Origin of the sequence: Rubellimicrobium arenae (assembly GCF_017916275.1) — a bacterium.
GTDB lineage: Bacteria > Pseudomonadota > Alphaproteobacteria > Rhodobacterales > Rhodobacteraceae > Rubellimicrobium > Rubellimicrobium arenae.
Window position 1 is genome coordinate 212,074 of record NZ_JAFMST010000004.1, and the last position, 25,167, is coordinate 237,240.

The 25,167-nt window shown below is 71.6% G+C and carries 27 protein-coding genes and 1 tRNA gene; 14 read left to right on the forward strand and 14 right to left on the reverse strand.

Annotated elements, in window-relative coordinates; all coding sequences use genetic code 11:
- Positions 1 to 110: 110 nt before the first annotated feature.
- Positions 111 to 350 carry an Lrp/AsnC ligand binding domain-containing protein gene (locus J3P31_RS07870; RefSeq protein ID WP_210527870.1) on the reverse strand — a complete coding sequence of 80 codons (240 nt, stop codon included), beginning with the start codon at positions 348 to 350 and terminating at the stop codon, positions 111 to 113.
- A gap of 91 nt (positions 351 to 441) precedes the next feature.
- Positions 442 to 981 carry a response regulator transcription factor gene (locus J3P31_RS07875; RefSeq protein ID WP_210527871.1) on the reverse strand — a complete coding sequence of 180 codons (540 nt, stop codon included), beginning with the start codon at positions 979 to 981 and terminating at the stop codon, positions 442 to 444.
- A gap of 129 nt (positions 982 to 1,110) precedes the next feature.
- On the opposite strand from J3P31_RS07875, the gene hisB reads away from it, so the two are divergent.
- Together hisB and hisH are read left to right on the forward strand one after the other, a co-directional pair.
- Positions 1,111 to 1,698 carry an imidazoleglycerol-phosphate dehydratase HisB gene (gene hisB / locus J3P31_RS07880; protein WP_210527872.1) on the forward strand — a complete coding sequence of 196 codons (588 nt, stop codon included), beginning with the start codon at positions 1,111 to 1,113 and terminating at the stop codon, positions 1,696 to 1,698.
- Positions 1,695 to 2,321 (forward strand): imidazole glycerol phosphate synthase subunit HisH, encoded by a 627-nt coding sequence (gene hisH / locus J3P31_RS07885; RefSeq protein WP_210527873.1) that lies wholly within the window; start codon positions 1,695 to 1,697, stop codon positions 2,319 to 2,321. The genes hisB and hisH overlap by 4 nt, the downstream gene beginning before the upstream one ends.
- Before the next feature lie 7 nt (positions 2,322 to 2,328).
- Here hisH and J3P31_RS07890 read toward each other — a convergent pair whose 3' ends face one another.
- The gene (locus J3P31_RS07890) at positions 2,329 to 3,141 is read right to left on the reverse strand and encodes an alpha/beta fold hydrolase (RefSeq protein WP_210527874.1); all 813 of its coding nucleotides are present in this window, start codon (positions 3,139 to 3,141) and stop codon (positions 2,329 to 2,331) included.
- 141 nt (positions 3,142 to 3,282) lie between these two features.
- On the opposite strand from J3P31_RS07890, the gene hisA reads away from it, so the two are divergent.
- Genes hisA through J3P31_RS07910 form a run of 4 tightly spaced genes read left to right on the forward strand, consistent with a single transcriptional unit; the run spans position 3,283 to position 5,555 of the window.
- On the forward strand, positions 3,283 to 4,002 hold the full coding sequence (gene hisA, locus J3P31_RS07895) for a 1-(5-phosphoribosyl)-5-[(5-phosphoribosylamino)methylideneamino]imidazole-4-carboxamide isomerase (protein WP_210527875.1): 720 nt from the start codon (positions 3,283 to 3,285) through the stop codon (positions 4,000 to 4,002).
- Positions 4,002 to 4,451: a hypothetical protein gene (locus tag J3P31_RS07900; RefSeq protein WP_210527876.1), complete on the forward strand. Its 450-nt coding sequence runs from the start codon at positions 4,002 to 4,004 to the stop codon at positions 4,449 to 4,451. The genes hisA and J3P31_RS07900 overlap by 1 nt, the downstream gene beginning before the upstream one ends.
- A 37-nt stretch (positions 4,452 to 4,488) precedes the next feature.
- Complete coding sequence (gene hisF, locus J3P31_RS07905) at positions 4,489 to 5,250, forward strand: imidazole glycerol phosphate synthase subunit HisF (RefSeq protein ID WP_210527877.1); 762 nt, start codon at positions 4,489 to 4,491, stop codon at positions 5,248 to 5,250.
- Positions 5,247 to 5,555: a phosphoribosyl-ATP diphosphatase gene (locus tag J3P31_RS07910; protein WP_210527878.1), complete on the forward strand. Its 309-nt coding sequence runs from the start codon at positions 5,247 to 5,249 to the stop codon at positions 5,553 to 5,555. Before hisF ends, J3P31_RS07910 begins: the two co-directional genes overlap by 4 nt.
- Positions 5,556 to 5,614: 59 nt before the next feature.
- Here the strand turns inward: J3P31_RS07910 and J3P31_RS07915 are convergent, their stop codons facing one another.
- Entirely contained in the window at positions 5,615 to 6,043 is a 429-nt protein-coding gene (locus J3P31_RS07915) for a CoA-binding protein (protein WP_210527879.1), read from the reverse strand.
- 168 nt (positions 6,044 to 6,211) lie between these two features.
- The gene (locus tag J3P31_RS07920) at positions 6,212 to 7,015 is read right to left on the reverse strand and encodes a TrmH family RNA methyltransferase (protein WP_210527880.1); all 804 of its coding nucleotides are present in this window, start codon (positions 7,013 to 7,015) and stop codon (positions 6,212 to 6,214) included.
- Between J3P31_RS07920 and J3P31_RS07925 the strand changes: the two genes are divergently transcribed.
- The 3 genes from J3P31_RS07925 to J3P31_RS07935 all read left to right on the forward strand — a co-directional run bounded on the left by J3P31_RS07925 (position 7,014) and on the right by J3P31_RS07935 (position 8,880).
- Entirely contained in the window at positions 7,014 to 7,319 is a 306-nt protein-coding gene (locus J3P31_RS07925) for a ribosome modulation factor (protein ID WP_210527881.1), read from the forward strand. The genes J3P31_RS07920 and J3P31_RS07925 overlap by 2 nt on opposite strands.
- 86 nt (positions 7,320 to 7,405) lie before the next feature.
- Positions 7,406 to 7,489 (forward strand) — tRNA-Tyr (locus J3P31_RS07930).
- A 110-nt stretch (positions 7,490 to 7,599) separates the two neighbouring features.
- On the forward strand, positions 7,600 to 8,880 hold the full coding sequence (locus J3P31_RS07935) for an O-acetylhomoserine aminocarboxypropyltransferase/cysteine synthase family protein (protein ID WP_210527882.1): 1,281 nt from the start codon (positions 7,600 to 7,602) through the stop codon (positions 8,878 to 8,880).
- A gap of 149 nt (positions 8,881 to 9,029) precedes the next feature.
- Here the strand turns inward: J3P31_RS07935 and J3P31_RS07940 are convergent, their stop codons facing one another.
- Positions 9,030 to 9,749, reverse strand: coding sequence for an SIMPL domain-containing protein (locus tag J3P31_RS07940; protein ID WP_210527883.1), 720 nt, complete (start codon positions 9,747 to 9,749; stop codon positions 9,030 to 9,032).
- A 172-nt stretch (positions 9,750 to 9,921) separates the two neighbouring features.
- Here J3P31_RS07940 and J3P31_RS07945 point away from each other — a divergent pair, with 172 nt between their 5' ends.
- The gene (locus J3P31_RS07945) at positions 9,922 to 13,116 is read left to right on the forward strand and encodes a hypothetical protein (protein ID WP_210527884.1); all 3,195 of its coding nucleotides are present in this window, start codon (positions 9,922 to 9,924) and stop codon (positions 13,114 to 13,116) included.
- 50 nt (positions 13,117 to 13,166) lie between these two features.
- Here the strand turns inward: J3P31_RS07945 and cobT are convergent, their stop codons facing one another.
- Positions 13,167 to 14,177 carry a nicotinate-nucleotide--dimethylbenzimidazole phosphoribosyltransferase gene (cobT, locus tag J3P31_RS07950; protein ID WP_210527885.1) on the reverse strand — a complete coding sequence of 337 codons (1,011 nt, stop codon included), beginning with the start codon at positions 14,175 to 14,177 and terminating at the stop codon, positions 13,167 to 13,169.
- A gap of 66 nt (positions 14,178 to 14,243) precedes the next feature.
- Here cobT and J3P31_RS07955 point away from each other — a divergent pair, with 66 nt between their 5' ends.
- Positions 14,244 to 14,999, forward strand: coding sequence for an adenosylcobinamide-GDP ribazoletransferase (locus J3P31_RS07955; protein WP_210527886.1), 756 nt, complete (start codon positions 14,244 to 14,246; stop codon positions 14,997 to 14,999).
- Between the two features lie 42 nt (positions 15,000 to 15,041).
- Here J3P31_RS07955 and J3P31_RS07960 read toward each other — a convergent pair whose 3' ends face one another.
- On the reverse strand, positions 15,042 to 15,365 hold the full coding sequence (locus tag J3P31_RS07960) for a 2Fe-2S iron-sulfur cluster-binding protein (protein WP_210527887.1): 324 nt from the start codon (positions 15,363 to 15,365) through the stop codon (positions 15,042 to 15,044).
- A 114-nt stretch (positions 15,366 to 15,479) separates the two neighbouring features.
- On the opposite strand from J3P31_RS07960, the gene J3P31_RS07965 reads away from it, so the two are divergent.
- Positions 15,480 to 16,202: a class I SAM-dependent methyltransferase gene (locus J3P31_RS07965; protein WP_210527888.1), complete on the forward strand. Its 723-nt coding sequence runs from the start codon at positions 15,480 to 15,482 to the stop codon at positions 16,200 to 16,202.
- Between the two features lie 4 nt (positions 16,203 to 16,206).
- Here J3P31_RS07965 and J3P31_RS07970 read toward each other — a convergent pair whose 3' ends face one another.
- The 6 genes from J3P31_RS07970 to rpiA form a co-directional block, all read right to left on the reverse strand.
- Positions 16,207 to 17,874, reverse strand: a complete 1,668-nt coding sequence (locus tag J3P31_RS07970) for a Do family serine endopeptidase (RefSeq protein ID WP_210527889.1) — start codon at positions 17,872 to 17,874, stop codon at positions 16,207 to 16,209.
- 64 nt (positions 17,875 to 17,938) lie between these two features.
- Positions 17,939 to 18,142 (reverse strand): DUF2065 family protein, encoded by a 204-nt coding sequence (locus J3P31_RS07975; RefSeq protein WP_210527890.1) that lies wholly within the window; start codon positions 18,140 to 18,142, stop codon positions 17,939 to 17,941.
- The gene (gene hflC / locus J3P31_RS07980) at positions 18,142 to 19,179 is read right to left on the reverse strand and encodes a protease modulator HflC (RefSeq protein WP_210527891.1); all 1,038 of its coding nucleotides are present in this window, start codon (positions 19,177 to 19,179) and stop codon (positions 18,142 to 18,144) included. Before hflC ends, J3P31_RS07975 begins: the two co-directional genes overlap by 1 nt.
- Before the next feature lie 2 nt (positions 19,180 to 19,181).
- A complete protein-coding gene (gene hflK / locus J3P31_RS07985) occupies positions 19,182 to 20,426 on the reverse strand; it encodes an FtsH protease activity modulator HflK (protein WP_210527892.1) in 1,245 nt (414 codons plus the stop codon).
- A 273-nt stretch (positions 20,427 to 20,699) separates the two neighbouring features.
- Positions 20,700 to 22,115, reverse strand: a complete 1,416-nt coding sequence (gorA, locus tag J3P31_RS07990; RefSeq protein WP_210527893.1) for a glutathione-disulfide reductase — start codon at positions 22,113 to 22,115, stop codon at positions 20,700 to 20,702.
- On the reverse strand, positions 22,115 to 22,894 hold the full coding sequence (rpiA, locus tag J3P31_RS07995) for a ribose-5-phosphate isomerase RpiA (protein WP_210527894.1): 780 nt from the start codon (positions 22,892 to 22,894) through the stop codon (positions 22,115 to 22,117). The genes gorA and rpiA overlap by 1 nt, the downstream gene beginning before the upstream one ends.
- Positions 22,895 to 23,072: 178 nt before the next feature.
- On the opposite strand from rpiA, the gene J3P31_RS08000 reads away from it, so the two are divergent.
- Positions 23,073 to 23,780, forward strand: a complete 708-nt coding sequence (locus J3P31_RS08000) for a glutathione S-transferase family protein (protein WP_210527895.1) — start codon at positions 23,073 to 23,075, stop codon at positions 23,778 to 23,780.
- A gap of 13 nt (positions 23,781 to 23,793) precedes the next feature.
- Entirely contained in the window at positions 23,794 to 25,167 is a 1,374-nt protein-coding gene (locus tag J3P31_RS08005) for an L-serine ammonia-lyase (RefSeq protein WP_210527896.1), read from the forward strand.

The window sequence follows — 25,167 nt, forward strand, 5'->3', positions numbered from 1 at the left end:
CACGTCGGTTCATGCATGTCGCCCAAGGAGCCAACAATCACGCCAGCCCTGACCGCCACGAACGAGTTGGTCCACGGAAGCCAGGGGCCCAGCAAGGGACCGGGCTGCCCTCAGAACGCCTTGAAGGTCAGCGTGGTCAACGACCGTTCGATGTCCGGGATGTCCAGAAGCTGTTCGTTGATGAAGTGGCCGATGTCCGCGCCTTCGGGGACGTAAAGCTTCATCAGCAGGTCCCAGTCCCCGCTGGTCGAATAAAGCTCGGAGTGGATCTCCTTGAGAGCGATGGCTTCGGCGACGCGGTAGGTCGAGCCGGGACGGCAGCGGATTTGGACGAAGACGCACGGCGACATGGCAGGGTCCCTGGATGGTCGGATCGGCGCGACCGTCGCACGGTGGGATGGCGAGGGGCAATCCCGGCCGGCGAGGGTTGGCGCCACGGTGTCAGGCCAGGTGCAGGCGGCGGGCGACGGGCGGCATACGGCCCCCATCGACAGGGAAACCCGGAGCCGCTGCCGCGCGGACGGATCGAGGCATCGGCATCCTGGTCGGCGCCGCGCTGCGGCTGGTGACGGTTCGACCCTCCGGCCCCGGCGTCTGCGCCGGTCCAGGCCTTCCCACGCCCCTGGTTCGAACGGCGCCGCGCGCGATCCGCGCCAGCATCTCCCAGTCGATCCGCCGTCCCATGACGGCCTGAAGCGATGGGATGAGATCGAAGAGCTCGGCCACAGCCTCCCCCGTGCGGTCCGAGATGAGGATGACCGCCAGACCCGGATTGCGCCATTCCGCCAGCAGAGCCACATCATGCGCGAGCCGCCCGGCGACCATCTCCCCCAGAACCAGCACATCCACGGCAGAGCGACGGGCCGCCTCCTTGGCGGGTCCGATCGCGCCCAGCGGCAGGACCTCGAAGCCCGCGCCGGCCAGCGTGAGGGCAAGGCGGTCGCGCAGGGCCGCATCCCCTTCAAGGATCATCGCTCGCATCCCGCTCTCCCTTCTGAAGGCGTTGGGCCGAGTCTAGCCCCGGCCCTTTAAGGATTCCTGAATCGTCGTGGCCTTGACGGCGTTCCCCATGCGGGCCATGCGGACGGGGCGACAGCCGGGGAGGACGCCATGAGGCAGGCCACCATCACGCGGACCACCCGCGAGACCGACATCACCGTGACGCTGGACCTCGACGGGACCGGGGTCTCGGACTGCCGGACCGGGGTGGGGTTCTTCGACCACATGCTCGACCAGCTGTCCAAGCACGCGCTGATCGACCTGCGGGTCACGGCCAAGGGCGACCTTCACATCGACGACCACCACACGGTCGAGGATGTGGGCATCGCCATCGGGCAGGCGCTGACCCGGGCGGTGGGCGACAAGCGCGGCATCCGGCGCTACGGGCACTTTGCCCTGGTGATGGACGACGCCAAGGTCGAGGCCGCGCTGGACCTGTCCGCCCGGCCCTGGCTGGCCTTTGCCGTGGAGTTCCCCACCTCCAAGATCGGCACCTTCGACACCGAGCTGGTGCGCGAGTTCTTCCAGGCGCTGAGCACGCATGGCGGGATCACGCTGCATGTCGACAAGGTGCGGGGGCTCAACAGCCACCACATCGCCGAGGCGACCTTCAAGGCCGTGGCCAAGGCGCTCCGCATGGCGGTGGAGGCCGACCCGCGCGCAGGCGACGCGCTCCCTTCGACCAAGGGCGCGCTGTGACCGTCGCGCTGATCGACATCGGGGTGGGCAACCTCCACTCGGCCGAGAAGGCCTTCGTGCGAATGGCCGAGGGGAGAGCGATCCAGGTGACCTCGGACCCCGAGGTGGTGCGGAGGGCCGAGCGCATCGTGCTGCCGGGCGACGGGGCCTTTCCGCATTGCCGCCGGGCCTTGGCCGCCGCGCCGGGGCTGGAGGAGGCGATCCTCGAGGCGGTGCGCGCGGGCAAGCCGCTGTTCGGCATCTGCGTGGGGATGCAGCTCCTGGCCAGCGTCGGCCACGAGTTCGAGACGGTTGCCGGCCTGGGTCTGATCCCCGGCGAGGTGGTGCGGATCGCGCCCGCCGACCCGGCGCTCAAGGTGCCGCACATGGGCTGGAACGACCTGGTGGTGACGGGCTCCCACCCGGTGCTGGACGGCGTGGCAACGGGCGACCACGCCTACTTCGTCCACTCCTGGCAGATGCGGGTCGCGGATCCGGCCCACCGGCTGGCCCATGTGGACTATGGCGGAGAGGTCACTGCCATCGTGGGCCGCGACAACGTGATCGCGACCCAGTTCCACCCGGAGAAGAGCCAGGCCACCGGCCTCCGGATCATCCGGAACTTCCTGGGCTGGAGGCCTTAGGCGCCCGTCAGGCCAGGAAGTCGAGGAGGTCCTGCGTCGCGCGTTCCGCATGGGTGGCGAGGAAGCCATGGGGCGCGCCGTCGTACTCCTTGAACTGCGCGCGCGGGATCATCTTGGCCGCGGTCCGGCCGGTCGGATCGATCGGCACGATGGCGTCCGAGGTGCCGTGGATCACCAGGGTCGGCACGTCGAAGGCCGCCATGTCCGGCCGGAAATCCTCCTGCCAGGCGTCGATGCAGGCCACCGTGGCCTTGGGGCTGGCCAGCAGCGCCATGTGCAGCGACCAGTGCAGGACGCCCTCGCTCACGCCCGAGATCAGCCCCTGGCCATAGAAGTTTTTGAAGAAGCCCTTTAGGAACTCGGGCCGGTCCTTGAGGATCTGCTCCTGCATCCCCTGCAGGGTGTCCTTGGGAACGCCGTCGGGATTGTCAGCCGCCTGCACGAGGCAGGGCGCGATCGAGCCCAGGAGCGCGGCCTTGCGGACGCCCTTGCCCTGATGGCGGCTCATGTAGCGGCTGACCTCGCCCCCGCCCATCGAGAAGCCGACGATGGCCGCGTCCTGCAGGCCGAGCCCGTCGATCACGGCGGCAAGGTCATCCGCCAGCGTGTCGTAGGTGTAGCCATCCCAGGGCTGCTCGCTCCGGCCGAAGCCGCGGCGGTCGTAGGCGATGACGCGGTGGCCGGCCTTGGCCAGATGGTAGGCCTGATGCTCCCAGGAATCGGCATTGAGCGGCCAGCCGTGGATCAGCACCACGGGGCGGCCCTGCCCCCAGTCCTTGACGTAGAGCGCGGTGCCGTCGCCGGCCTCGATGCGGGGCATGTCGATTCTCCTCATCCTGACGCCCGGTAACGCCGACCCAAGCGAGCCGTTCCGCGCACTGGCGCACAGCCGCCCGGCCGGATTGAATTCCGCCCCCCCTCGTGCGAGAGGGAGGCGCCCCCCACAGAGCCCGAGTCCGAGATGATCCTGTTCCCTGCCATCGACCTCAAGGACGGCCAGGCCGTGCGCCTCCTCCGGGGGGAGATGTCCGCCGCGACCGTGTTCAACGACGACCCGGCCGCGCAAGCGCGGGCCTTCGTCGAGGCGGGGGCGCAATGGCTTCACCTCGTGGACCTCGACGGGGCCTTCGCGGGCGAGCCGCGCAACGCCCGGGCCGTGGAATCCATCCTGGCCGCCTGCCCCGTGCCCGCCCAGCTTGGCGGCGGCATCCGCGACCGCGCGACGGTCGAACGGTGGCTCGGGGCCGGGCTGCGCCGCGTGATCCTGGGCACCGCCGCCGTCGAGGATCCGGACTTCGTCCGCGAGGTCGCCCGCGCCTATCCGGGGCAGGTCGCCGTGGGCATCGACGCGCGCGGCGCCAAGGTCGCGACGCGCGGCTGGGCCTCCGAAACGGACGCGACGGTGACCGATCTCGCCCGCGCCTACGAGGACGCGGGCATCGCCGCGATCATCTACACCGACATCGCCCGCGACGGTGCGATGCAGGGCCCCAACGTCGAGGCCACGGCCGCGCTCGCCCGCGCCGTGTCCATCCCCATCATCGCGAGCGGCGGGGTCTCCTCGCTCGACGACCTGCAACGGCTCAAGGCGACCGGCGTCGTGTCGGGCGCCATCACCGGCCGCGCGCTCTACGACGGGGCGGTGGACCTACGCGCGGCGCTGGATCTCCTGGCGGACTGATGGCGCTGCGCTGGCAGGAAATCGTGGTCATCCCGGAGGTCGAGGAGGGTGTCCTCTGCGACTGCTGCGGCCAGCCCGCCCAAAGCGCCGAGGGCCGCCTCGTCCACCGGGAGGAGCCACTGGCCCGCTTTTCCGTCCGCTGGCGCCCGGGCGACCCGGACCACCCGGCGCGCCATGTGCTCTATCTCGGCGACTGGAACCGCAAGGGCGGCATGGATGACGGTCCCGCCGTCGCCGTGGCCGACTACCGGGGCGGAGAGAATCACGGCTTCTATCTGCGGGACGATGCGGCGCAGCTTCTCAAGGCGCTCAAGCCGTGGCGGCCGCATTACATCCGGCGCGCCGAGGCCATCGGCCACCCCCTGGGCGACGTGCTGTTCGCGATGCTGGACGCCATTCACGTCAAGGACCCGCGCCTGCAGGAGATTCGCGGCTGGGCCGTGGTCTAGGCTGGCCCCGGGCCCGCTTCCGCGCTATGGCGGCGCCATGCTCAAGACCCGCATCATCCCCTGCCTGGACGTGGCCGACGGGCGCGTCGTGAAGGGCGTCAACTTCGTCGAGCTGCGGGACGCCGGCGATCCCGTGGAGGCCGCCAAGGCCTATGACGCGGCGGGGGCGGACGAGCTCTGCTTCCTCGACATCCACGCCACCCACGAGAACCGGGGCACGATGTTCGACCTGGTGACCCGCACGGCCGAAAGCTGCTTCATGCCGCTGACGGTCGGGGGCGGCGTCCGGACGCCCGAGGATGTCCGGGCGCTGCTGCTGGCCGGCGCGGACAAGGTCAGCTTCAACAGCGCCGCCGTCGCGGACCCGGACGTGGTGGCGCGGTCGGCCGACCGGTTCGGGTCGCAGTGCATCGTGGTTGCCATCGACGCCAAGACCGTGGAGCCCGGCCGCTGGGAGATCTTCACGCATGGCGGCCGCAAGCCCACCGGCATCGACGCCGTGGATTTCGCGCGCACCGTCGCCGCCAGGGGCGCCGGGGAGATCCTGCTCACCTCCATGGACCGGGACGGGACCAAGGCGGGGTTCAACATCCCGCTCACCCGCGCGGTGGCCGACGCGGTGGAGGTTCCCGTGATCGCCTCGGGCGGCGTGGGAATGCTCGAGCATCTGGTCGAGGGCGTCACCGAGGGCCACGCGAGCGCGGTGCTCGCGGCCTCGATCTTCCACTTCGGCACCTTCTCGGTGCCCGAGGCCAAGGCCCACATGGCCGCGGCCGGCATCCCGGTGCGCCTGTCATGAGCCTTCACCGCCTTGCCGCAACCATCGAGTCCCGCAAAGGCGCCGACCCGGACAGCTCCTGGACGGCCAAGCTGCTCGCCAAGGGACCCGAGAAGGCGGCCCAGAAGTTCGGCGAGGAGGCGGTCGAAGCCATCGTCGAGGCCGTCAAGGGCGACCGGGCCAAGCTCGTGGCCGAGGCGGCGGACACGCTCTACCACCTTCTCGTCATGTGCGCGGCGCGGGACGTGACCCTGGCCGACATCGAAGCGGAACTCGAACGGCGGGAAGGCCGTTCCGGTCTTGAGGAGAAAGCGGCGCGGGGCTGACGGCCCGCCGCCATCTTTCGGCCATACTGCATCGGCACAAGATCCCTGCGCGGGGCCCGTTACGGCGTCGCGATGCCCAGGCGTGGGATCTCGATCGCGGGACACCGATTCTGCACGACCTTCACGCCGCGCGCCCGCGCCTGCTCGGCAGCGGCGTCATCTTGCACGCCCAACTGCGTCCAGATGGCAAAGGGCAGAGGATCTAGTGCGAGCGCCTGCTCCGTCACCCCCGCCACCTCCTCGCTTCGGCGGAAAACGTCGACCATGTCCACGGGTTCGCCGATTTCCGCCAGTGAGGCACGCACCTTTTCGCCCAAGAACGTTTGTCCAGCCAACCCTGGATTGACCAGGATCACGCGATAGCCTCTGGTCTGGAGATACCTCGCAACTCCGTGACTGGGTCGCCCGGGATTAGCGGAGAAGCCAACAACGGCGATGGTTCGAACGCGCTGCAACACGTCGCGCACTAGGTCATCGTCAGGGGTCATGGACAGGGCCCTTCAAAAAAAACGCCCAGGCAAAGGCCCGGGCGCAAGGTGTGGAACGAGGGACAGTGAAGCGAAACGCACAGGTTCCATGTGTGCGTCAGTTATAAGACGCGCGACGACGCCATAGGTTCCAAGGCTTCGAAAAAAATTGCGATCACGGTTCCGTGATCAGCTGGAAGCCTTGGAACCGACTGACTCCGGCGATGCGGCGTAGAGCGCGACAGCCGCAGCGTTCGACACGTTGAGCGAACCAAAGCTTCCCGCCGCTCCGATCCGGACCAGCTGATCGCAGGTTGCGCGGGTCTTGTCGCGCAGCCCCGGCCCCTCGGCCCCAAGGACGAAGGCGACGGGGCGATCCCGCCGTCCCTCCAGAGCTTCCCCGATGGTCAGCTCGGCCTCCCCCGCCAGGCCCAGGAGCAGGAACCCCATATCCCGCAGCTCCTCCATGGCGTCCGACAGGTTCCGAACGCGGATATAGGGCTGACGCTCCAGCGCCCCCGACGCCGCCTTGGCAAGAGAGCCCGTCTCCGGAGCGGCGTGGCGTTCCACCCCCACCACGGCACGGGCGCCGAACACTTCGGAGGAGCGCAGGATGGCGCCGACATTGTGGGGGTCCGTCACCCGGTCCAGGAGGACGAGCCGCGCCGGTCCCGGCCCCTCGGACAGGGCCGCGTCGCGCAGGCTGCCCCAGTCGAGCGGCTTGACCTCCAGAGCGGCGCCCTGGTGCACCGATTCGGGATCCAGCGGGGCCGCGAACTTGCGCGGATCGCTGATCTCGGGTTCGAGGCCGCCCGCGGGGATGGCGTCGGCCAGCTTCTCGGCCGCGTTCGCCGTGACCACGAGCCGCAGCCGCTTGCGCCGGGGGTTCAGCAGCGCGTCCCGCACCGCATGAAGGCCGAACAGCCAGATCGTTTCCTGCGCAGAAACGCGACGGGCGCGCTCCTTCTCGATGACCCACTGGGGTTTCTTCATGGCGCGCCTCCGCTGGCCGGGCTGGGCCGTCATTGCCCCGCATGAGGCCGGGGCGCAAGCCGGACCTCGCCGGCGGGCCGCGATCGCCTATCTCTCGGGTGCGGATGCGGAGGGCGCGATGGCCGAGGATACGAGCGAAGCCGCCTGGCGGGCGGGCTACGAGGCGGGCGTGAAGCGGCAGGCGCTGCTGTCCAACCCCTACCCTGCCGGCACCGAGCAGTTCCGCACCTGGCAGGCCGGCTGGCGCGAAGCCGAGGGCACGGGCCGGCCCGGAGACCAGCCTCCGGCCGTCGAGACCCCCTAACCGGGAACCGCGGCGCCGTCGCGCGATCCATCCCCAGGTTTCGTGTTGACCCCCTCGCGCGGGGCGGCTATCTCCCGCCTCGCGTCGGGCGACGAGCTGCAAGGTGCGGCAGCGGACTGTAACTCCGCCGGGGAGACCCATGCCTGGTTCGATTCCAGGGTCGCCCACCATCCCCCCTCGGGCTGGTGATCTTCTCCCGCGACAGGTTTGCGGGAAAACGCCTTCTCTTTCATGCGACCTGCCGGCTCGTCTAAGGTTCCCCTGCCAAGGGAGGACCAAGATGGCCGACAAACCGCTCCACTTCGACACGCTGCAGGTTCATGCCGGGACCGCGCCCGACCCCGCCACCGGCGCGCGGCAGGTGCCGATCTACCAAAGCACCGCCTTCGTCTTCAAAGACGCGGACCACGCGGCGCGGCTCTTCAACCTGCAGGAGGTGGGCTACATCTACTCGCGCCTCACCAATCCGACGGTGATGGCGCTCGCAAACCGCATCGCGGCGCTTGAGGGGGGCGCGGGCGCGGTCTGCTGCTCCTCGGGGCATGCGGCGCAGATCATGGCCTTCTTCCCGCTGATGCAGCCCGGCTGCAACGTGGTGGCCTCCACCCGGCTTTACGGCGGGACCGTCACGCAGCTCACGCAGGTGTTCCGCCGCTTCGGCTGGGAGGCGAAGTTCGTCGACATCGACGACGAAGCCGCCATCCGCGCCGCCATCGACGACAAGACCCGCGCCGTCTACTGCGAATCGATCACCAACCCGGGCGGGCACATCACCGACCTGCCGATGGTGGCCCGCGTGGCCAAGGGGGCGGGCGTGCCGCTCATTGTCGACAACACCTCGGCCAGCCCCTATCTCTGCCGCCCCATCGAGCACGGCGCGACCATCGTCGTCCATTCGACCACCAAGTACCTGACCGGCAACGGCACCGTGACCGGGGGATGCATCGTCGATTCGGGCGAGTTCGACTGGTCCGCCTCGGACAGGTTCCCCTCCCTTTCCGCGCCCGAGCCCGCCTACCATGGGCTCAAGTTCCACGAGACCTTCGGCCCCATGGCCTTCACCTTCCATGGCATCGCGGTCGGGCTGCGGGACCTCGGGATGACCATGAACCCGCAGGGCGCGCATTACACCCTCCTGGGGATCGAGACGCTGTCGCTGCGGATGGACAAGCACGTCAAGAACGCCATGGCCGTGGCGCGCTGGCTCGAAGCCGACCCGCGCGTGGCGGGGGTGACCTATGCGGGCCTCGAATCGTCGCCCTACTTCGCGCGGGCGGCCCGGATCTGCCCCCGGGGCGCGGGGGCGATCTTCACGGTCCAGCTCAAGGCGGGCTACGAGGGCTGCGTCCGCTTCGTGAACGCGCTCAAGCTGTTTTCCCATGTCGCCAACCTGGGCGACGCGCGAAGCCTCGTGATCCACTCGGCCTCGACCACGCACCGCCAGCTCACCGAGGAGCAGCAGCGCGCCGCCGGGGTCGCGCCGGACTCCGTGCGGCTGTCGATCGGGATCGAGGACTCGCGGGACCTGATCGCCGATCTCGACCAGGCTCTGTCGGCATGACGCGGATCGTCCTGCTCGGCCTTCTCGGGCTGCTGGCGGGCTGCGTGGACTCCCGCGGGGTCCGCTGCGACCCGCTGACGCCGGGCTATCCGCTCTGCGGGATCTGAGCGGCGGGGCGGCGGGATCTACTCGCGCCGCCCTTCCCCCGGTCAGTCGGCGATGGCGAAGGTGACCGTGACGCTGGCGGTCACGCTCAGGGACCCCGGCGCGACCGGCACCGAGGCCGCCGCACCGCCCGCCACGCCCCGGGCGTCGTACATCGGCATCGGCGGCGCGTAGACGCTGGCTTCGCTGATCGAGACGATCTCGCCCAGGCCGACCCCGGCGGCCTGGGCATACAGGTCGGCCCGGTCGCGCGCATCGGCGACGGCGTCGCGGCGCGCCTCGTCGGCGGCGGCCTCGGGATCGGACAGGTCGAAGCTCACCCCGTTCACCCGGTTCGCCCCATCGGTGACGACCGCGTCCAGCACCTCGCCCAGCTTGCCCAGGTCGCGCACGGTGACATCGAGCATCTGCGTCGCGGTGAAGCCGATCATCTTGGGCGTGCCGTCGGGCGTGTTGTAGTCGTAGGCGGGCTCGAGCATCAGCTGACCGGTCTGGATGTCGTTCTGCGCGATGCCTTCGGTGCCCAGGCGGCCCAGGATGGCACCGGCCCCCTGCGACATGGCGTCCATCGCCTCGCGCGCGGTCTGGGCCTGGTGGGCGACGCCCAGCGACACGCGCGCCATGTCGGGAACGGAGGTGGCCCGCCCCTCACCCACCACCTGGATGACGCGGGGCAGAGCGTTTCCTGCCTCCTGCGCGGCCAAAGCGAGCGGCGCGACCGCCAGCAAGAGGACCGGAAGGGCGGCCTTGAGGATCGAGGGCATGCGGAACTCCTTTTCGTTTGCGCCATGCATCCGACCCTATGACGCAGGCCGCAAGGCGATCCTTGGTCAGGAGATCCGGACTTTCGGCTCGATATGCGCGGGAAGCTGCTGTAGGGGACTCCTGCACTCCTCCTCTGTTCCGCCCTCTTTCAGCGGATGCTAAGCCCCGCCCATGACCCCCGATTTCGCCCTCTCCCTGTCCTTTGACGGGATCCGCCTATCGCATCGCACCCCCGACGGCTGGTCGCCGGTGGGCGAGGTGCCGCTCGATTCCCCCGACCTCGCCGGGGCCATGGCAGGGCTGCGCCGCGCCGGGCTCGACCTCGGGAGGCCCTGGACAGGCACCAAGATCGTCCTGCCCAACGAGCAGGTCCGCTACCTGACCCTCGACGACCCCGATGCGGGTCCGGCCGAGGTGCGGGCGGCCCTTGACGGGGTGACCCCCTATCCGGTCGAGGCCCTCGTGATCGACCATGTGAGCGACGGCGCCCGGACCTACGTCGCCGCGGTCGCCCGCGAGACCCTGGACGAGGCCGAAGCCTTCGCCGCCGAGCATGGCTTCCAGCCGATCAGCTTCGCCGCCGAACCGCCCGGCGCGCTCTACAAGGGCGAGGCGTCCTTCGGACCCACCACGCTGGCCGCGTCGATCACGGGTGCAGAGGCCGTGCCGCCCCGCGACCAGACCAGCCAGGAGCAGGCCGAGCCCCAGGCGGCGGCCGCCGTGGCTGAGTCAGAGCCCGAGACCCCAGCCCCCCCGGTTGCGGAACCGACGCCTCCGGTGCCTCCCGCCACGGCCCAAGAGCCAGCGTCGGAGAGCCCGGTGGCCGAACCGGCTCGCGCCGAAGAGGTTGCCGCGTCCGAGCCCGACCCCGAGGTCCGCCCCGTCGAGCCAGCCCCCGCGCCTGTGGCACCGGAACCCGAGGCCTCCGAGCCCAAGGTCCCCGAGGTTATCGCGTCCGCCGCACCGGACCCTTCTCCGGCGCCAGAATCGCTCAGCGTCGACGCCGCGCCGGACGATGTCCCGCCGCCCGTCGCGGAACCTGCGGTCGAGATGTCCGTCCCGGCGGCGCCCCTCTCCGCCACCGGTGTCCCCGAGCCCATCTTCGCATCCCGCGCCCGCCCCCTTCGCGGGCCGACGCGCGACGGCGTGACGGTCGAGCCGCGCCCCATCGCGGCCCGGCAGGCGGACACCGCGCGACGCGAGCCCAAGCTGGCCGCCGCCCCCCGTCAGACTGCCGGCCAGGCGCCTGTCCTGGCCGCGTCCCGCACGGAGGTCCGTGTCCCGCCCAAGGTCACGCCCCCCTCTCCGCAGCTCCGCAGGGAACCGAGCGTGGCCGCGGTCCTGCCTGCCGCGCCCGCAACCCCGGTCATGCCGGCGGCCGCGCCCGTGCTCGCAGGCGCCGCCGTGGTCGCTCCGGCTCCGGCCCCCGCCACCGCCCCCGCCCCCGAACCGGCGCGGGCGATCCGCGCGACCTCGGCTCCGGCCGCGCGGCGCGAGACGCAGCCCCGTCCCGACCCCACGACCGAGGCCGCGCGCATGACCGTCTTCGGCGCGCGTCCCGCCACAGAGTCGGGCCGGGTCGGCGGCAAGCCCAGGTTTCTCGCGCTGATCCTGACTGCCATCCTCCTGATCCTCATGGGAGCCGTCGCTCTGATGGCGTCGGTGACGGACCGGAGCGTGGCGGAGCTTCTGGGCTTCGATGCGACCCCGGCGACCGAGGTCGCCGTGGCCAGCGTCGCGGCCCCGCCCTCGGCCGACGTGGACCCCACGACGCCAAAGGCCGTCGCAGAGCCCGTGACCCCGGCCCCAGCTGAAGCGGTCCCGCCCGAGCCCGCCGCTGCCGCCGACCCAGCGGATGCCAGCGCCGAGGCTCCGCGCCCGGACGCCAGCGCCGCTGCCGCAGCAGCGGTCGCCCAGGCGATCGCCGCCCTGCCCAAGCCCGAGGCCCCGGCCTCCGGCGCCCCGGTCAGCGCCGACGAGGCCGACCGGGTCTATGCCGCCACGGGCGTGTGGCTGCGCGCTCCCCGCCTCCCCGTGATGCCCTCCCCCGAAGGCAGCGCGACGCCCGGCCTCGCGGTTTCGGCCGACAAGGCGCCGCAGGGCGATACGCCCGTGCTCGTGTCCTTGCAGCCGGATGCCCCGATCGCCGCACCGGTCAACCCGCCCCCTCCCGGCACCCGCACCCCGCTCGACGCCCGCGGCCGCGTGCTCGCCAGCCCGGATGGGGTGCTGACGCCAGCCGGCGTGCGCGTCGTGGCCGGCTCGCCGGAGATCGTGCCCCCCACCCGGCCGGGAAGCCGCGCTCCGGTGCCGGCCCCTGTCGAGTCCGAGGCTCCGGCCGACTCCGAAGCGCCGGTAGGCTCCGAGAGTTCGGCCGAGGACAACTCCGGCTGGGTGAACGCGATGGCCGCTCCGCCGGGCAAGGTCCCGCACCTGCGGCCCGAAGGCCTCGTGCCCGAGGACGCGCCCGCCGACGCCGCAGCCGCTGAAGCGACGGCCGAAGAGACTGCTCCCGCCGGGGCGGACGTGCCCGTTCCGCCCGGCGGCGTGGCCCTCGCCGGGCTGCGCCCCGAATCCCGTCCTCAGGATCTCGCACCCGAGGTTGCAGCGCCCGAGACTCCGGAGGAGGTGGTCGCCTTCGACGGCCCCCGTCCGGCCCAGAGGCCCGAGGGACTCGCCCCCGAGCGGCGCGACGCGCCCGAGCCCCCGGTCGGTCCCGACGTGACCGATGCGATCGCCCAGGCCCTGTCCGAGCCCGCCTCGCAGGAGCAGGTCGCCGAAGCGCCGCCGCCGCCCGCCGCTCCGGCCGCGCCCGATCTGCAATCGACGCTGGCCAACATCGTGCAGGGCGCGCCCGATCCGCTGGCCGGCGCGACCGCGCGGGCCGTGGCCAGCGCCCGGGTGCCCGACACGCGCCCGAACGGCTTTGGCCGCGTCGTCCAGGACCAGATGTCGCGGACCTCCCGCGCCGCGCAGGAGCAGCCGCGGCAACAGCAGCAGGCCACGGCCCGGCAGGGCGGCGCCGGCGGGGTCGGCACGGGCCGTCTCCAGCCCAACGAAGCCGCCGAGTCGAGCGAGGCCGAGGTGGCGAGCGCCGCCGCCGCCGTGCCCTCCGGACCGACGGCCTCGTCGGTGGCGCAGGCTGCGACCTTTGCTGACGCCATGGCCCTGCGCGACATCAACCTGATCGGCGTCTATGGCCAGCCCGACGCCCGACGCGCGCTCGTGCGGATGGGCAACGGCCGTTACCTCCGGGTGGGCGTCGGCGATTCCCTCGATGGCGGACAGGTCACCGCCATCGGGGACAACGTCCTGAACTATGTCCGCCGCGGGCAGACGCAGGTGCTGGTGATTCCGGGCGGCTGACCTCGGGACCGGCGGGCCGGGGCGGCATTGCCCTCCCGGCCCCCGGGTCCTCAGCCGGTCACCCCGGCTTCGTCAAAGCTCGCCATGCCGGACAGGCACTCCACCGCTGCGCGAACGATGCCAATGGCGACCGCCCCGCCCGAGGCTTCGCCCAGCCGCATCCCGAGCATCAGGATCGGGTCCAGCTCGAGTTGCAGGAGCATGTTGCGGTGCGCGGCTTCGGCGCTCTGGTGCCCGGCCACGGCATGATCCAGCGCCCCCGGCACGGCGCGCGCCAGGACCGCCGCCGCAGCGGTGCAGATGAAGCCGTCCAGGATCACGGGGATATGGTCCACCCGGGCGCGCGCGATCGCGCCCGCCATGGCCGCGATCTCGCGCCCGCCCAGGCAGCGCAATGCGTCCAGCGGGTCCTGCCGGGCCGAGGGGTTGGCGGCGAGACCGGCCTCGATCGCCTCGACCTTGCGGAGAAGCCCCGATTCATCGACGCCCGTGCCGCGCCCGACCCAGTCGCGGGCCGAGCCGCCGAACAGCGCGGTCGCAATGGCCGCTGCGGCGGTGGTGTTGCCGATGCCCATCTCGCCCGCCACCAGGAGGTCGGTCCCCGCCTCGACCGCATCCCAGCCTGTCGCCAGGGCCGCGACGCAGTCCTGCTCGGTCATGGCGGGACCTTCGGTGAAATCCGCCGTCGGCCGGTCCAGCTCGATCGCGTGGACGGTCAGGTGCGCCCCCACGCTTCGCGCGATCTGGTTGATGGCCGCGCCGCCGGACTGGAAGTTGGCCACCATCTGCGCCGTCACCTCGGCGGGGAAGGCCGACACGGCGCGGCGGGTCACCCCGTGGTTCCCCGCAAAGACGGCGATCTGCGGGCGGTCGATGCGCGGCCTGGCCGTGCCCTGCCATCCCGCGACCCAGATCCCCAGGTCCTCGAGCCGCCCGAGCGAACGGAGCGGCTTGGTCAGGCGGTCATTGCGCGCTTCGGCGGTCTCGCGGGCCGTCTGGTCGCAGCCGGGGGCGGCGGCAAGGACCTCGCGGAATTGGGCGAGGCTGGTGAAAGGGGCCATGGGCATCCTCGTTGCGTTCGGTTCGGCGACTGCCTAGTGCTTCGGAAACGAAAAGGAAATTACGGGATGCCTTACTCGGAACTTGTTCGCCGGTCGGACCCGGGCGAGGCGTTCCTTCTCCTGACCCGCATCCCGGCCCCCTGGCCCGCCACCCCCCGGGGGGCGCGCGCGGGCTGGGCCTGGCCGATCGCGGGGGCCTGCGTCGGTCTCGTGGCCGCAAGCGTCGCAACCGTCGCGCTCCTTGCCGGGCTGAGCCCGGGCGTGGCCGCCGCCCTCGCGCTTGCCACGCAGGCGATGGCAACCGGCGGGCTTCACGAGGACGGGCTGGCGGACAGCGCGGACGGCCTCTGGGGGGGCGGCACCCCGGACCGGCGGCTCGCCATCATGTCCGACAGCCGAATCGGCAGCTACGGCGCGCTTGCCCTGATGCTGGGGATCCTGATTCGCTGGAGCGCGCTGTCCGGCCTCCTGGCCGGAGGCCACGCCTGGGGTCCGCTGGTGGCCGTCGGCGCGCTCAGCCGCTGGCCGATGCTGGCCGTGCTCTGGGCCCTTCCCCCGGCGCGCGACGGCGGGCTTTCGCGGCTGGTCGGGCGGCCCGGGACGCCGACGCTCGTGCTGGCCGGACTGGTCGCCCTCGGCCTGGCCCTGGCCGGGGCCGGAACCTCGGCCTTCCTGGCCGCAGCGGCTGTCCTGGCTCTCGCCGCGCTCTGGTGGCGACTGGTCGAGGCGCGGCTCGGCGGTCAGACCGGCGACACCTGCGGGGCCGCGCAACAACTCACCGAGATGGCCGCGCTCCTGGCGCTTGCCGCCTGGCCGCACTGAGTCCCGACCGGCCTCAGGGTCCCTGCCCTCGGGCCGGCTGCCTCAGATCTGCCGGGCGGGCATCTGCACCCGCAGCCCGTCCAGCGCCGGGCTCACCTTGAGCTGGCAGGTCAGGCGCGACCGCACGGGATCGGGCTCGTAGGCGAAGTCGAGCATATCCTCCTCCATGGGGTCCTTGGGGGGCAGCTTCTCGACCCAGGCCGCGTCCACGTAGACGTGACAGGTCGAGCAGGCGCAGGCCCCGCCGCAGTCGGCCTCGATGCCCGGGATGCCGTTGTCGCGCGCGCCCTCCATGACGGTGAGGCCGTTGGGCACCTCCACCACATGCTCCTTGCCGGAGTGCTCGACATAGGTGATCCGGGCCATGCTGCGACCTTCCTGAAGTTGACGCGCCAATCTAGGCCGATGCCGCGCCAGCTTCCAGAGGGGGCGAGGATGGGCCCTGTCCCGGGCGCCGAGGGGCCGCTAGATCGGGTCGGCATGACCCCTCCTCCCCTCAGCCCCGCCCAGGAGCGGCAGGCCCGGACCTTCATCCAGGCGAACCTGCCCCTGCGGGAGGTGCCGGGCACCGGGCTCCGCCTTCACCTCGCCGCCCCCGGCAGCGGCCTGCGTCGGCTCGTGCCGCCGGGACGGTCGCCGTACTGGGCCCATGTCTGGCCCGGGGGACTCGCGCTCGCCCAACATATCGCCCAGGGAAATCTGGCTGGACCGCTCGAAGACGCCCGGCCCGAGACCTGGGACGTCGGCGCGGGCTCGGGACTTGCCGGGCTGGCGGCGGCCCGGGCGGGGCTGAGCGTCGTGGCCCTCGACTCCGACCCCCTGGCCTTGGTGGCGCTGCAGCTCAACGCCGAGGCCAACGGCCTGACGATCCAGACCCGGCTGGCAGGGTTCCCGACGACCCCGGTCGTGCCCGACGGCCGACCGGCCCTCCTCCTGGCCGGGGACGTGTTCTACGACGCCAAGGTCGCGGCCCGGGCCACGGCCTGCTTCGACGCGCAGCCCGGTTCGGTGACCGTTCTGGTGGGGGACATCGGCCGCAGTTACCTGCCGCGCCACCGGCTGGAGCGCCTGTCGCGGCATGCGGTGCGGGACGTGGGGGACCCACCTTCGATGCCGTCGCACGACGGCTGGGTCTATCGCTGGGCCCGGCTCCCAACGCGAAAGGGCGCCCCGAGGGGCGCCCTTCCGGATGAACCGGCCTGAGCCGTCACTGCTGGTCGTTGCCGCCCTGCGCGTCCTCGATGGACAGCGCCACGAAGCGGGGCTCGCCCCCACGGCGCACGAGCAGCAGGACCGACTTGCGGCCCGCGCCTTCCGCCGCCTCGACCGCGGCGGTGAAGTCCTCGGCCGAGGTGACCGGCTTCTGGCCGGCCTCGGTGATGACGTCACCGGGCTCGATCCCCTTGCCGGCGGCGTCCGAGGACGGATCGACCTCGGTCACGATCAGCCCTTCGGTCCCGTCCTCGAGGTTGAACTGGCCCATCAGCTCGGGCGAGGGCTCGGACAGCGTCAGGCCCAGCACCTCCGAGCTTTGCGGCACGGCATCGGTGCCGCCATCCGCCGAGGCGGGTTGCGCCGAGGCCTCGGCCTCTTCGCGACGGCCCAGCTTGACCTCCAGCGGCACGGTCTGGCCGGCGCGCAGCACCTCGAGAGTGACAGTATCGCCCACGGGGGCGGCGCCGACCTTGCGGACGAGCTCGCGGGTGTTCTCGACCGGCTCGCCGTTGAAGGTCAGGATGACGTCGCCGGACTGCATGCCGGCGTCCAGGGCCGGGCCTTCCGGAACGTCGGTGACCAGCGCGCCCGCCGTCGAGGACAGGCCCTCGATGGCGTCCACCATGTCCGGCGTCACGTCCTGGATGCGGACGCCCAGCCAGCCGCGGCGGGTTTCGCCGAACTCCTTGAGCTGCGCCACCACGTCCTTGATGACGTTCGAGGACATGGCGAAGCCGATCCCGATCGAGCCGCCTGTGGGCGACAGGATCGCGGTGTTCATCCCGATGACCTTGCCCTCCATGTTGAAGAGCGGGCCGCCCGAGTTGCCGCGGTTGATGGCGGCGTCGGTCTGGATGTAGTCGTCATAGGTGCCCGACAGCTCGCGGTTGCGGGCCGAGATGATCCCCGCCGACACCGAGAAGCCCTGGCCCAGCGGGTTGCCCATGGCCATCACCCAGTCGCCCACCCGGGCGCCCGAGCCGTCCGAATCGCCGAACTCCACAAAGGGAAGGTCGGTCGCCTCGACCTTGAGGAGCGCCACGTCCGTGCTGGGATCGGTTCCGACCAGGGTTGCGTCCCGGGTCTCGCCCGAGAAGAACTCGATCTGGATCTCGTCGGCGCCCTCGATGACGTGGTTGTTCGTCACGATGTAGCCGTCCGAGGAGATCACGTAGCCCGAGCCCAGCGCCTGGCTGCGCTGCGGCGCGCCGTTCGGCCCCTGGAGGTCGTTGAAGAAGTCCTCGAAGGGCGAGCCTTCGGGAACGATGCCCTGCGGACCGGACTGCGCCTCGACGATGCTCGTGGTGGTGATGTTCACGACGGCCGGGCTCACCTGGTCGGCGAGGTCGGCGAAGGTCAGCGGACGGTCGTCGCTGGGGTCCATCGCCGGCTGGTCCGGCGTGAGGGCGGCGTCCGGGGACTGGGTCCCCGGGAGCGCGGTCTCGTCCTGGGTGGTGGCCGTGTCCTGGGCGATCGAGGGGAGCACCTGCCCCAGCGTCAGAGCGGTGCCGAGCAGCAACGCGGCCGCCCCGGTCGGGCGGAGTGCGAGCGATTTCGCAAGGGTCTTGAGTGTCACGAGCGGCTCCTTGAAAGGCGGCCTGACGCCGCCGGAATGGTCGCGATCGCCGGGTCGGCCCGGGGGATCGTTGCTGGTGAACATCGACCTAGGAGCACCGTTTCGCAACGCAAACTCCTATCGCGCAGCGTCAAGACGGTGTGAGGAATTATGACGGAAAACCGCCCACAAGGCGACCGCACCAGACCAGCGCAAGCCCCAGGGCGACGGCGGCCAGCCCGGCCAGCCGCCGCTCGTCGTGGCTCAGGGTGCGGAGCACCTCCTGCATCCGTTCCAGCAGTCCGGGGGCGAGGACCCAGAACAGGCCCTCGACCACGAGCGTGAGACCAACCCCGAGCAGCGCCCAGGCCATCAGGGCGTCGCGGGCTGCGCGGCCTCGTCCGCGGCCGAAGCTTCGGAGGCCGGCTCATCGACGGTGACCGTCACGCCTCCGGTCGCATCCGGGGTCGCCGGCGCAGCCGAGGCCTCGGGCGCCCCGGCCGATGACGCGCCCGGAACGGCGCCCGCGTCGCCGCCGCGCCCGCCCTGGTAGAAGTAATCGAAGAACTCGTTGTTGGGCGTCAGCACCATGGTCGAGTTGCTTCCCCGCAGAGCGGACGTGTAGGCCTGCATCGACCGATAGAACTGGAAGAACTCCGGGTCGCGGCCATAGGCGTCGGCGAACACGCGGTTGGCTTCGGCGTCGGCCTCGCCTCGGGTGATCTGCGCGTCGCGCTCGGCCTCCGAGATGGTCTCGGTGACCGTCCGGTCGGCGGTGGCGCGGATGCGCTGCGCCGCTTCGTTGCCGCGCGCGATCTCGTCGGCGGCCTCGCGCTCCCGCTCGGCCCGCATCCGGGCGAAGGTCGCCTCGAGGTTCTGCGCCGGCAGGTTGGTCGCCTTGAGCCGCACGTCGACGACGTTGAGCCCAAGAGCCTGCGCCTCGTTCTGGGCGCCTTCCCGGATGCGGTTCATGAGAGCGCGCCGGTCCGTCGACAGGATCGTGTCCGAGGTGACCTGATCGCTGCCCAGCACCGCGCGGATCTGCGCGTTCAGGATGTTGTTCAGGAGGTTCTCGGCCGTCGTGATCCCCCCGGCGCCGACGGCCTGCCGGAACCGCACCACATCGGCGATCCGGTAGCGCGTGAAGGCGTCGACCACGAGCCGGCGGTCATCCGACGGCGTGACCTCGATGGTCTCGGTGTCGAGGCTCAGGATGCGGTCGTCGTACTTCACGACGTCCTGGATGAACGGGATCTTGAGGCCGAGGCCCGGTTCCTCGCGGACCTGGCGGATCTGGCCGAACTGGAGCACCAGGGCCTTCTCGCGCTCGTCGACGACGAAGATGGAGGACAGCAGGAGCACCAGGACCACGCCCAGCGCGACCAGGATGGCGGTTGCGGAGCGGCGCATGGTCAGTTCCCCGTGACGGTCGTGGTGGTGGCGGTGGCGGCCGGAGCCGCGGCGGCGTTGCCGGCCGATGGCGCGGCGGCCGGGGCCGACGTGGCCGCGGGTGGCCGCATCAGCTGGTCCAGCGGCAGGAAGGGCACGACGCCCTGGCTTCCGTCGGACCCGGCGACGGTCGGGTCGAGGATGATCTTGCTGACGTCGCCCAGGACGCGCTCCATCGTCTCGATGTAGATCCGCTCGCGCGTGACGTCGCGCGCGTTCTCGTACTCGGCCAGGACCGCCTCGAAGCGCGAGGCCTCACCGACCGAGTTGTTGATCGTCTGGGCGCGATAGGCTTCGGCCTGCTCGATGATCTGGGCGGCTTGCCCGCGCGATTCGGCCAGCGCCCGGTTGGCGTAGGCGTCGGCCTGGCGCTGCAGGCGGTCGCGCTCCTGCTCGGCGGCCTGGACGGCGCGGAAGGCGTCGATGACCTCGGCCGGCGGGTCGGCCCGGCCCAGCGTGACGCGGACCACGGTGATGCCGCTGTCATAGGCGTCGAGCGAGGCCTGGATGTTCTCGCGCGCGCTTTGCGCGATCTCGGCCCGATCGCGGTTCAGGATCGGGGCCAGGTTCGAGGCCGCGATGATCTCGCGCATGACCGATTCGGACACCGCGCGGACGGTCTCCTCGGGGTCGGCGATGTTGAACAGCAGCTTGGCCGGATCGTTCACGTTCCAGACGACCTGGAACCCGATGTCCACGATGTTGGCGTCCGTGGTCAGCATCAGCCCTTCGTCGGACTGCCCCGCCGAGGAGCTGCCCGCCCCCGCGACCGAGCCGATGTTCTCGGTCCGCTCGGTGGTGGTCGAGATCACGTCATAGGTGACCAGCGGCCAGGGGGCGAAGTTCAGCCCGGGCTCCCCGGTCGAGGAATAGCTCCCGAGGAACAGCTCGACCGAGCGTTCCTGCGGCTGCACGGTGTAGAAGGACATGAAGGCCCACAGCAGCGCGAGCGCGCCCGCCCCCAGCAGGAGCGTTCCGCGCGTCACGCGGGGGCCGTCGTCGCCCCGGTTGGGCGGGGGCATGCCGCCGCGTCCGCCCATCAGCACGCGAAGCTGCTCGCGTCCCCGGTTCACGATCTGGTCGATCTCCGGGATCTGGGGGCCTTCGCCGGGCCGGCGGGGCGGTCGCCTGTCATCGGGGCGTCGGTCGTCGTCGCCTCCGCCATTGCCGCCGCCACGATTGCCGCCCCACGGGCCTCCATTCGCCATTGTCCGTGTTCCCCTTCTTGCTCTTGCTCTAGCTGGTCACGAAAGGCCGAAAAGACAAGGCCGGCGAACCCGCGTCCGCCACCAAAGCGGGCCGGGTCGAGGGCCGGAAACCCGGCCCGGCGGAGGGCGGGCCGCCCGAGGGGCAGGCCGATCCGCACCGTGATCCCTGGATGAACGCGTCACGCGCCGACCCGTTCACGATGACGCCATCCGGCGGCAAGGCTTCGCCGCCCATGGGGCGCGCGCCCCCGAAACCCCTGCCTTTGCAACCCTTCAGCCCCGGCGGACCGGCGTCCGCAGCGTGACGATCTCCTCGGCCATGGTCGGGTGGACGGCGACCGTGCGGTCGAAATCCTCCTTGGTGGCCCCCATCTTCAGGGCCACCCCGGCCAGCTGGATCATCTCGCCCGCCTCGGGCGCGACGATATGGCACCCCAGGACCCGGCGGGTCGCCTGGCTCACGATCAGCTTCATCAGCACCCGGTCGGGCCGCCCGGCGAAGGCGGTCCGCATGGGCCGGAACGACGTGGCGTAGACCTCGATGGGCTCCTGGTGGCGGGCCTGCTCCTCGGTCAGGCCCACGGCGCCGTATTCCGGCTGGGTGAAGATGGCCGACGGGATCATCGCGTGGTCCACGGGCGTCGGCTGGCCTTCGAAGACGGTGCGCGCAAAGGCCATGGCGTCGCGGATCGCCACCGGGGTCAGCGCCGGCCGCCCCGTCACGTCGCCGATCGCGTAGATCGAGGGGACCTTCGTCTGCGAATATTCGTCCACGGGGATGTGCCCCCCGCGCCCGAGCTCGAGCCCCAGGGCCTCCAGGCCCAGCCCCGCGCTGTTGGGATCGCGCCCGGTGGCGAAAAGGACGGCGTCGTAGACCTTCTCGCCGCCCAGGGTGGTCTTGACCTTCACGGGACCCCGGCGGCGCACCTCGTCCTGCATGACCAGGGGCTCGCCCGCCGGCATGTCGAAGTCGGTCTCGGGCGGGCCCATCATCTTGACGTCCGTGCCGGTGTGCAGGTCGATGCCCTTCTCGCGCATGGACTCCGCGACCAGACCCCGCGCCTCCTCGTCGAAGCCCCGCAGGATCTGCGCGCCCCGGTAGATCTGCGTCACCTGCACGCCCAGCCCGTTCAGGATGCCCGCCATCTCGCAGGCGATGTAGCCGCCCCCGACGATCAGGATGGTCTTGGGCAGCTCCTCCATGAGGAACACGTCGTCGGACACCATGGCCATGCCGGCGCAGGGGATCTCGGGCCGGTTGGGCCGCCCGCCGGTCGCGATCAGGATATGCGCCGCCGTGACCGCCTCGCCGGTGGACAGCCGCACCGTGTGCGGGTCCTCGACGGTCGCGCGGGCGTCGTGGATCCGCACGCCCGCGCCATCGAGCAGCTTGCGGTAGATGCCCTCCAGCCGGTCCAGCTCGGCGTGGAGATGGCCGCGGAAGGACCGCCAGTCGAAGGTGCCCTCCCCGAAGGTCCAACCGTAGCGGAGCGACGTTTCATGGACCTCGCTGAACTGGCTGGCAAAGACCATCAGCTTCTTGGGCACGCAGCCCCGGATCACGCAGGTGCCGCCCATGCGGCTCTCCTCGGCCAGCGCCACCCGCGCCCCGGTCGAGGCCGCCATGCGCGCCGCCCGGACCCCGCCCGAGCCGCCGCCGATCACGAACAGGTCGACATCGAAGGCCATCAGCCCAGGACCTCCGTGAAGATGTTGTCCCGTCCGGCCAAAGGCGCGCGGGGGTCGGCGTCGTCCAGCTCCACCACCTCGGCCCGCCCGTCCGGATGCCCGATGACCAGCGTGTCGGCGATGTCGATGAACAGGCCGTTCTCCACGACGCCCGGGATCTGGTTCAGGAGCAGAGCGAGCCGCCGCGGATCGCCGATCCGCCCGAGATGCAGGTCGAGGATGCGGTTCCCTTCGTCGGTGGCAAAGGGCTGGCCGTCCCGAAGCCGCAGCTCGACCCGTCGCCCGTCCAGGTCCTGGCCCTCCAGCAGCTCCTCGATCAGCCTCTGCGTCGAGGACAGCCCGAAGGGGATGACCTCGACCGGCAGGGGGAACGCCCCCAGGGTCGCCACCCGCTTGCCCGGGTCGGCGATGATGACGACCCGCTCGGCCGCGGTCGCCACCACCTTCTCCCAGAGGAGCGCGCCGCCCCCGCCCTTGATGAGCGACAGCTCCCCGTCGGCCTCGTCCGCGCCGTCGATGGCGATATCCAGCCGCCCGACATCCTCGAGCGTCACGACCTCGATGCCCTCCGCGCGGGCCAGCTCGGCCGTGCGGGCCGAGGTGGGCACCCCGCGGATCCGCAGGCCCTCGTCGCGCACCCGTTCGCCCAGCCGCTTCACGAGGAAGGCCGCCGTGGAGCCCGTGCCCAGGCCGACGCGCATCCCGTCCGCCACGAACTCGGCCGCGCGCCAGGCGCTGGCCCTCTTGGCGGCATCGGAAGGGGACAGGGCATCGGTCATGGGAGCCTCGGGGGTTTCTGGTCCCCGCAAGCATAGGCCGCCTGGCCGCCAGCGGCGAGTCCCCGGGCGCGGGCCGGGCCGGGCCAGACAGATCGGGTCGGGCGCGGGCGGGCGCGGGCGGGCGCGGAAGCGTCGCTTTCGACGGCGCAGCGCCGGCCGATCCGGCCAGGGTCGCTCCATGGCCGCCCTCCGCCTCCACTACGCCCCCGACAACGCCTCGCTCTGCGTGCGGCTCGCGCTCCTCCGGGCCGGCGTGCCGTTCGAAACGGTCCTCGTGGACCGCCGCAGCCGGGGGCAGAAGGCGCCGGCCCACCTCGCGCTGAACCCCAACGGGCAGATCCCGGCGCTCGAAACCCCGGACGGCGCCATCTTCGAGACCGGGGCGATCCTCCTCTGGATCGCCGACCGATTCGGCACGGGCCTCGCCCCCGCGCCGGATCACCCCGACCGGGGCGCGGTGCTGGCCTGGCTCTTCTGGCTGTCCAACACCTTGCATCCGGCGCTGCGGATCCTTTTCTACCCCGAGACGCATGTCGCGGGCGACACCGGCCCGCTCCTTGCGCGCACCCGGGACAGGATCGCCGCCATGCTCGACATCCTCGAGGACGGGAAATCGCGCCTCGGCCCCTGGCTGGGCGGGGACCGCGCCTCGGTGCTGGACTGCTATCTCGCGCCGATGCTGCGCTGGCTGGCGCTCTATCCCCAGGGCGGGCCCCAGGGCGCGACGGACTGGTTCGACCTGTCCCGCTGGCCCGCGCTCCATGAGGTCGCCCGCCGCATGGACGACCGCCCCGAAACGTGGGAGGCGGTGCGGGCCGAGGGGCTCGGCCCCATGCCGTTCAGCGCCCCCACCCTTCCCGCCCCGCCCGAGGGCAGCGCCACCTGACAAGGCCAACACGATGTTCCTGTCCGTCTTCGACATGTTCAAGGTCGGCATCGGCCCGTCCTCCTCGCACACCATGGGACCCATGGTGGCGGGGGCGCGGTTCCTCGACCTGCTGCGCGCGCAGCCCTTCCGGGTGGCGGGGCTCCGGGCCTCGCTCCACGGCTCCCTGGCCTTCACGGGCGTGGGCCACGCGACCGACCGCGCCACGATCCTGGGCCTCGCCGGGTTCGTCCCCTCGGATTACGACGCCGAAAAGGCCGAGGCCGCGCTCGCCCGCATCAAGTCCGAGCACATGGTCCATCCCGAAGGGCTGGCGCCGCTCCGCTTCGACCCGGCCCGCGACCTCGTGTTCGACTACGGCCCGCCCCTGCCCGGCCATGCGAACGGGATGATCCTGCGGGGCACCGACGCGCAGGGCGACGTGATCGTCGAGGAAACCTACTACTCCATCGGCGGCGGCTTCGTCCTGACGGGCGCGGAGCTCGCCGCCGGCAAGGCCACCGAGGACGGCCCTCCGGTCCCCTACCCCTTCGACACCGCCGAATCGATGCTGCGGATGGCAGCCGAATCGGGCCTGTCCATCGCCCGGATGAAGCGGGCCAACGAACTGACCCGCATGGAGGCGGGCCGGCTCGACCAGGGGCTCGCGCGGATCTGGGACGTGATGAACGCCTGCATCGACCGGGGCCTCGCCTCCGAGGGCATCCTTCCCGGCGGCCTCAGGGTCAAGCGCCGCGCCATGGGCATCCACCAGTCCCTGCTGGCCGAGCGCGGCCTCAACCTCACCGCGCCGCACACCATCAACGACTGGATGTCCGCCTACGCCATGGCCGTGAACGAGGAGAACGCCGCCGGCGGGCAGGTCGTCACCGCCCCCACCAACGGCGCGGCCGGCGTCGTCCCCGCGACCATCCGCTACTGGCTCGACCATGTCCCGGGCGCGAGCGCGCGCCAGGTCTCCGAGTTCCTCCTCACCGCCGCCGCCATCGGGGGCCTCATCAAGTACAACGCCTCGATCTCGGGCGCGGAATGCGGCTGCCAGGCCGAGGTGGGCTCCGCCTCCGCCATGGCCGCCGCCGGCCTCTGCGCCGTGCTGGGCGGCACCCCCATGCAGGTCGAGAACGCCGCCGAGATCGCGCTCGAGCATCACCTCGGCATGACCTGCGACCCCGTGCGCGGCCTCGTGCAGGTGCCCTGCATCGAACGGAACGGCCTGGGCGCCATCAAGGCCGTCTCGGCGGCGTCCCTCAGCTTGCGGGGCGACGGCACCCACCTCGTGCCGCTTGATGCCGCCATCGAGACGATGCGCCAGACCGGCCGCGACATGCACGAGAAGTACAAGGAAACGTCGCTCGGCGGCCTGGCCGTCAACGTGCCGAACTGCTGA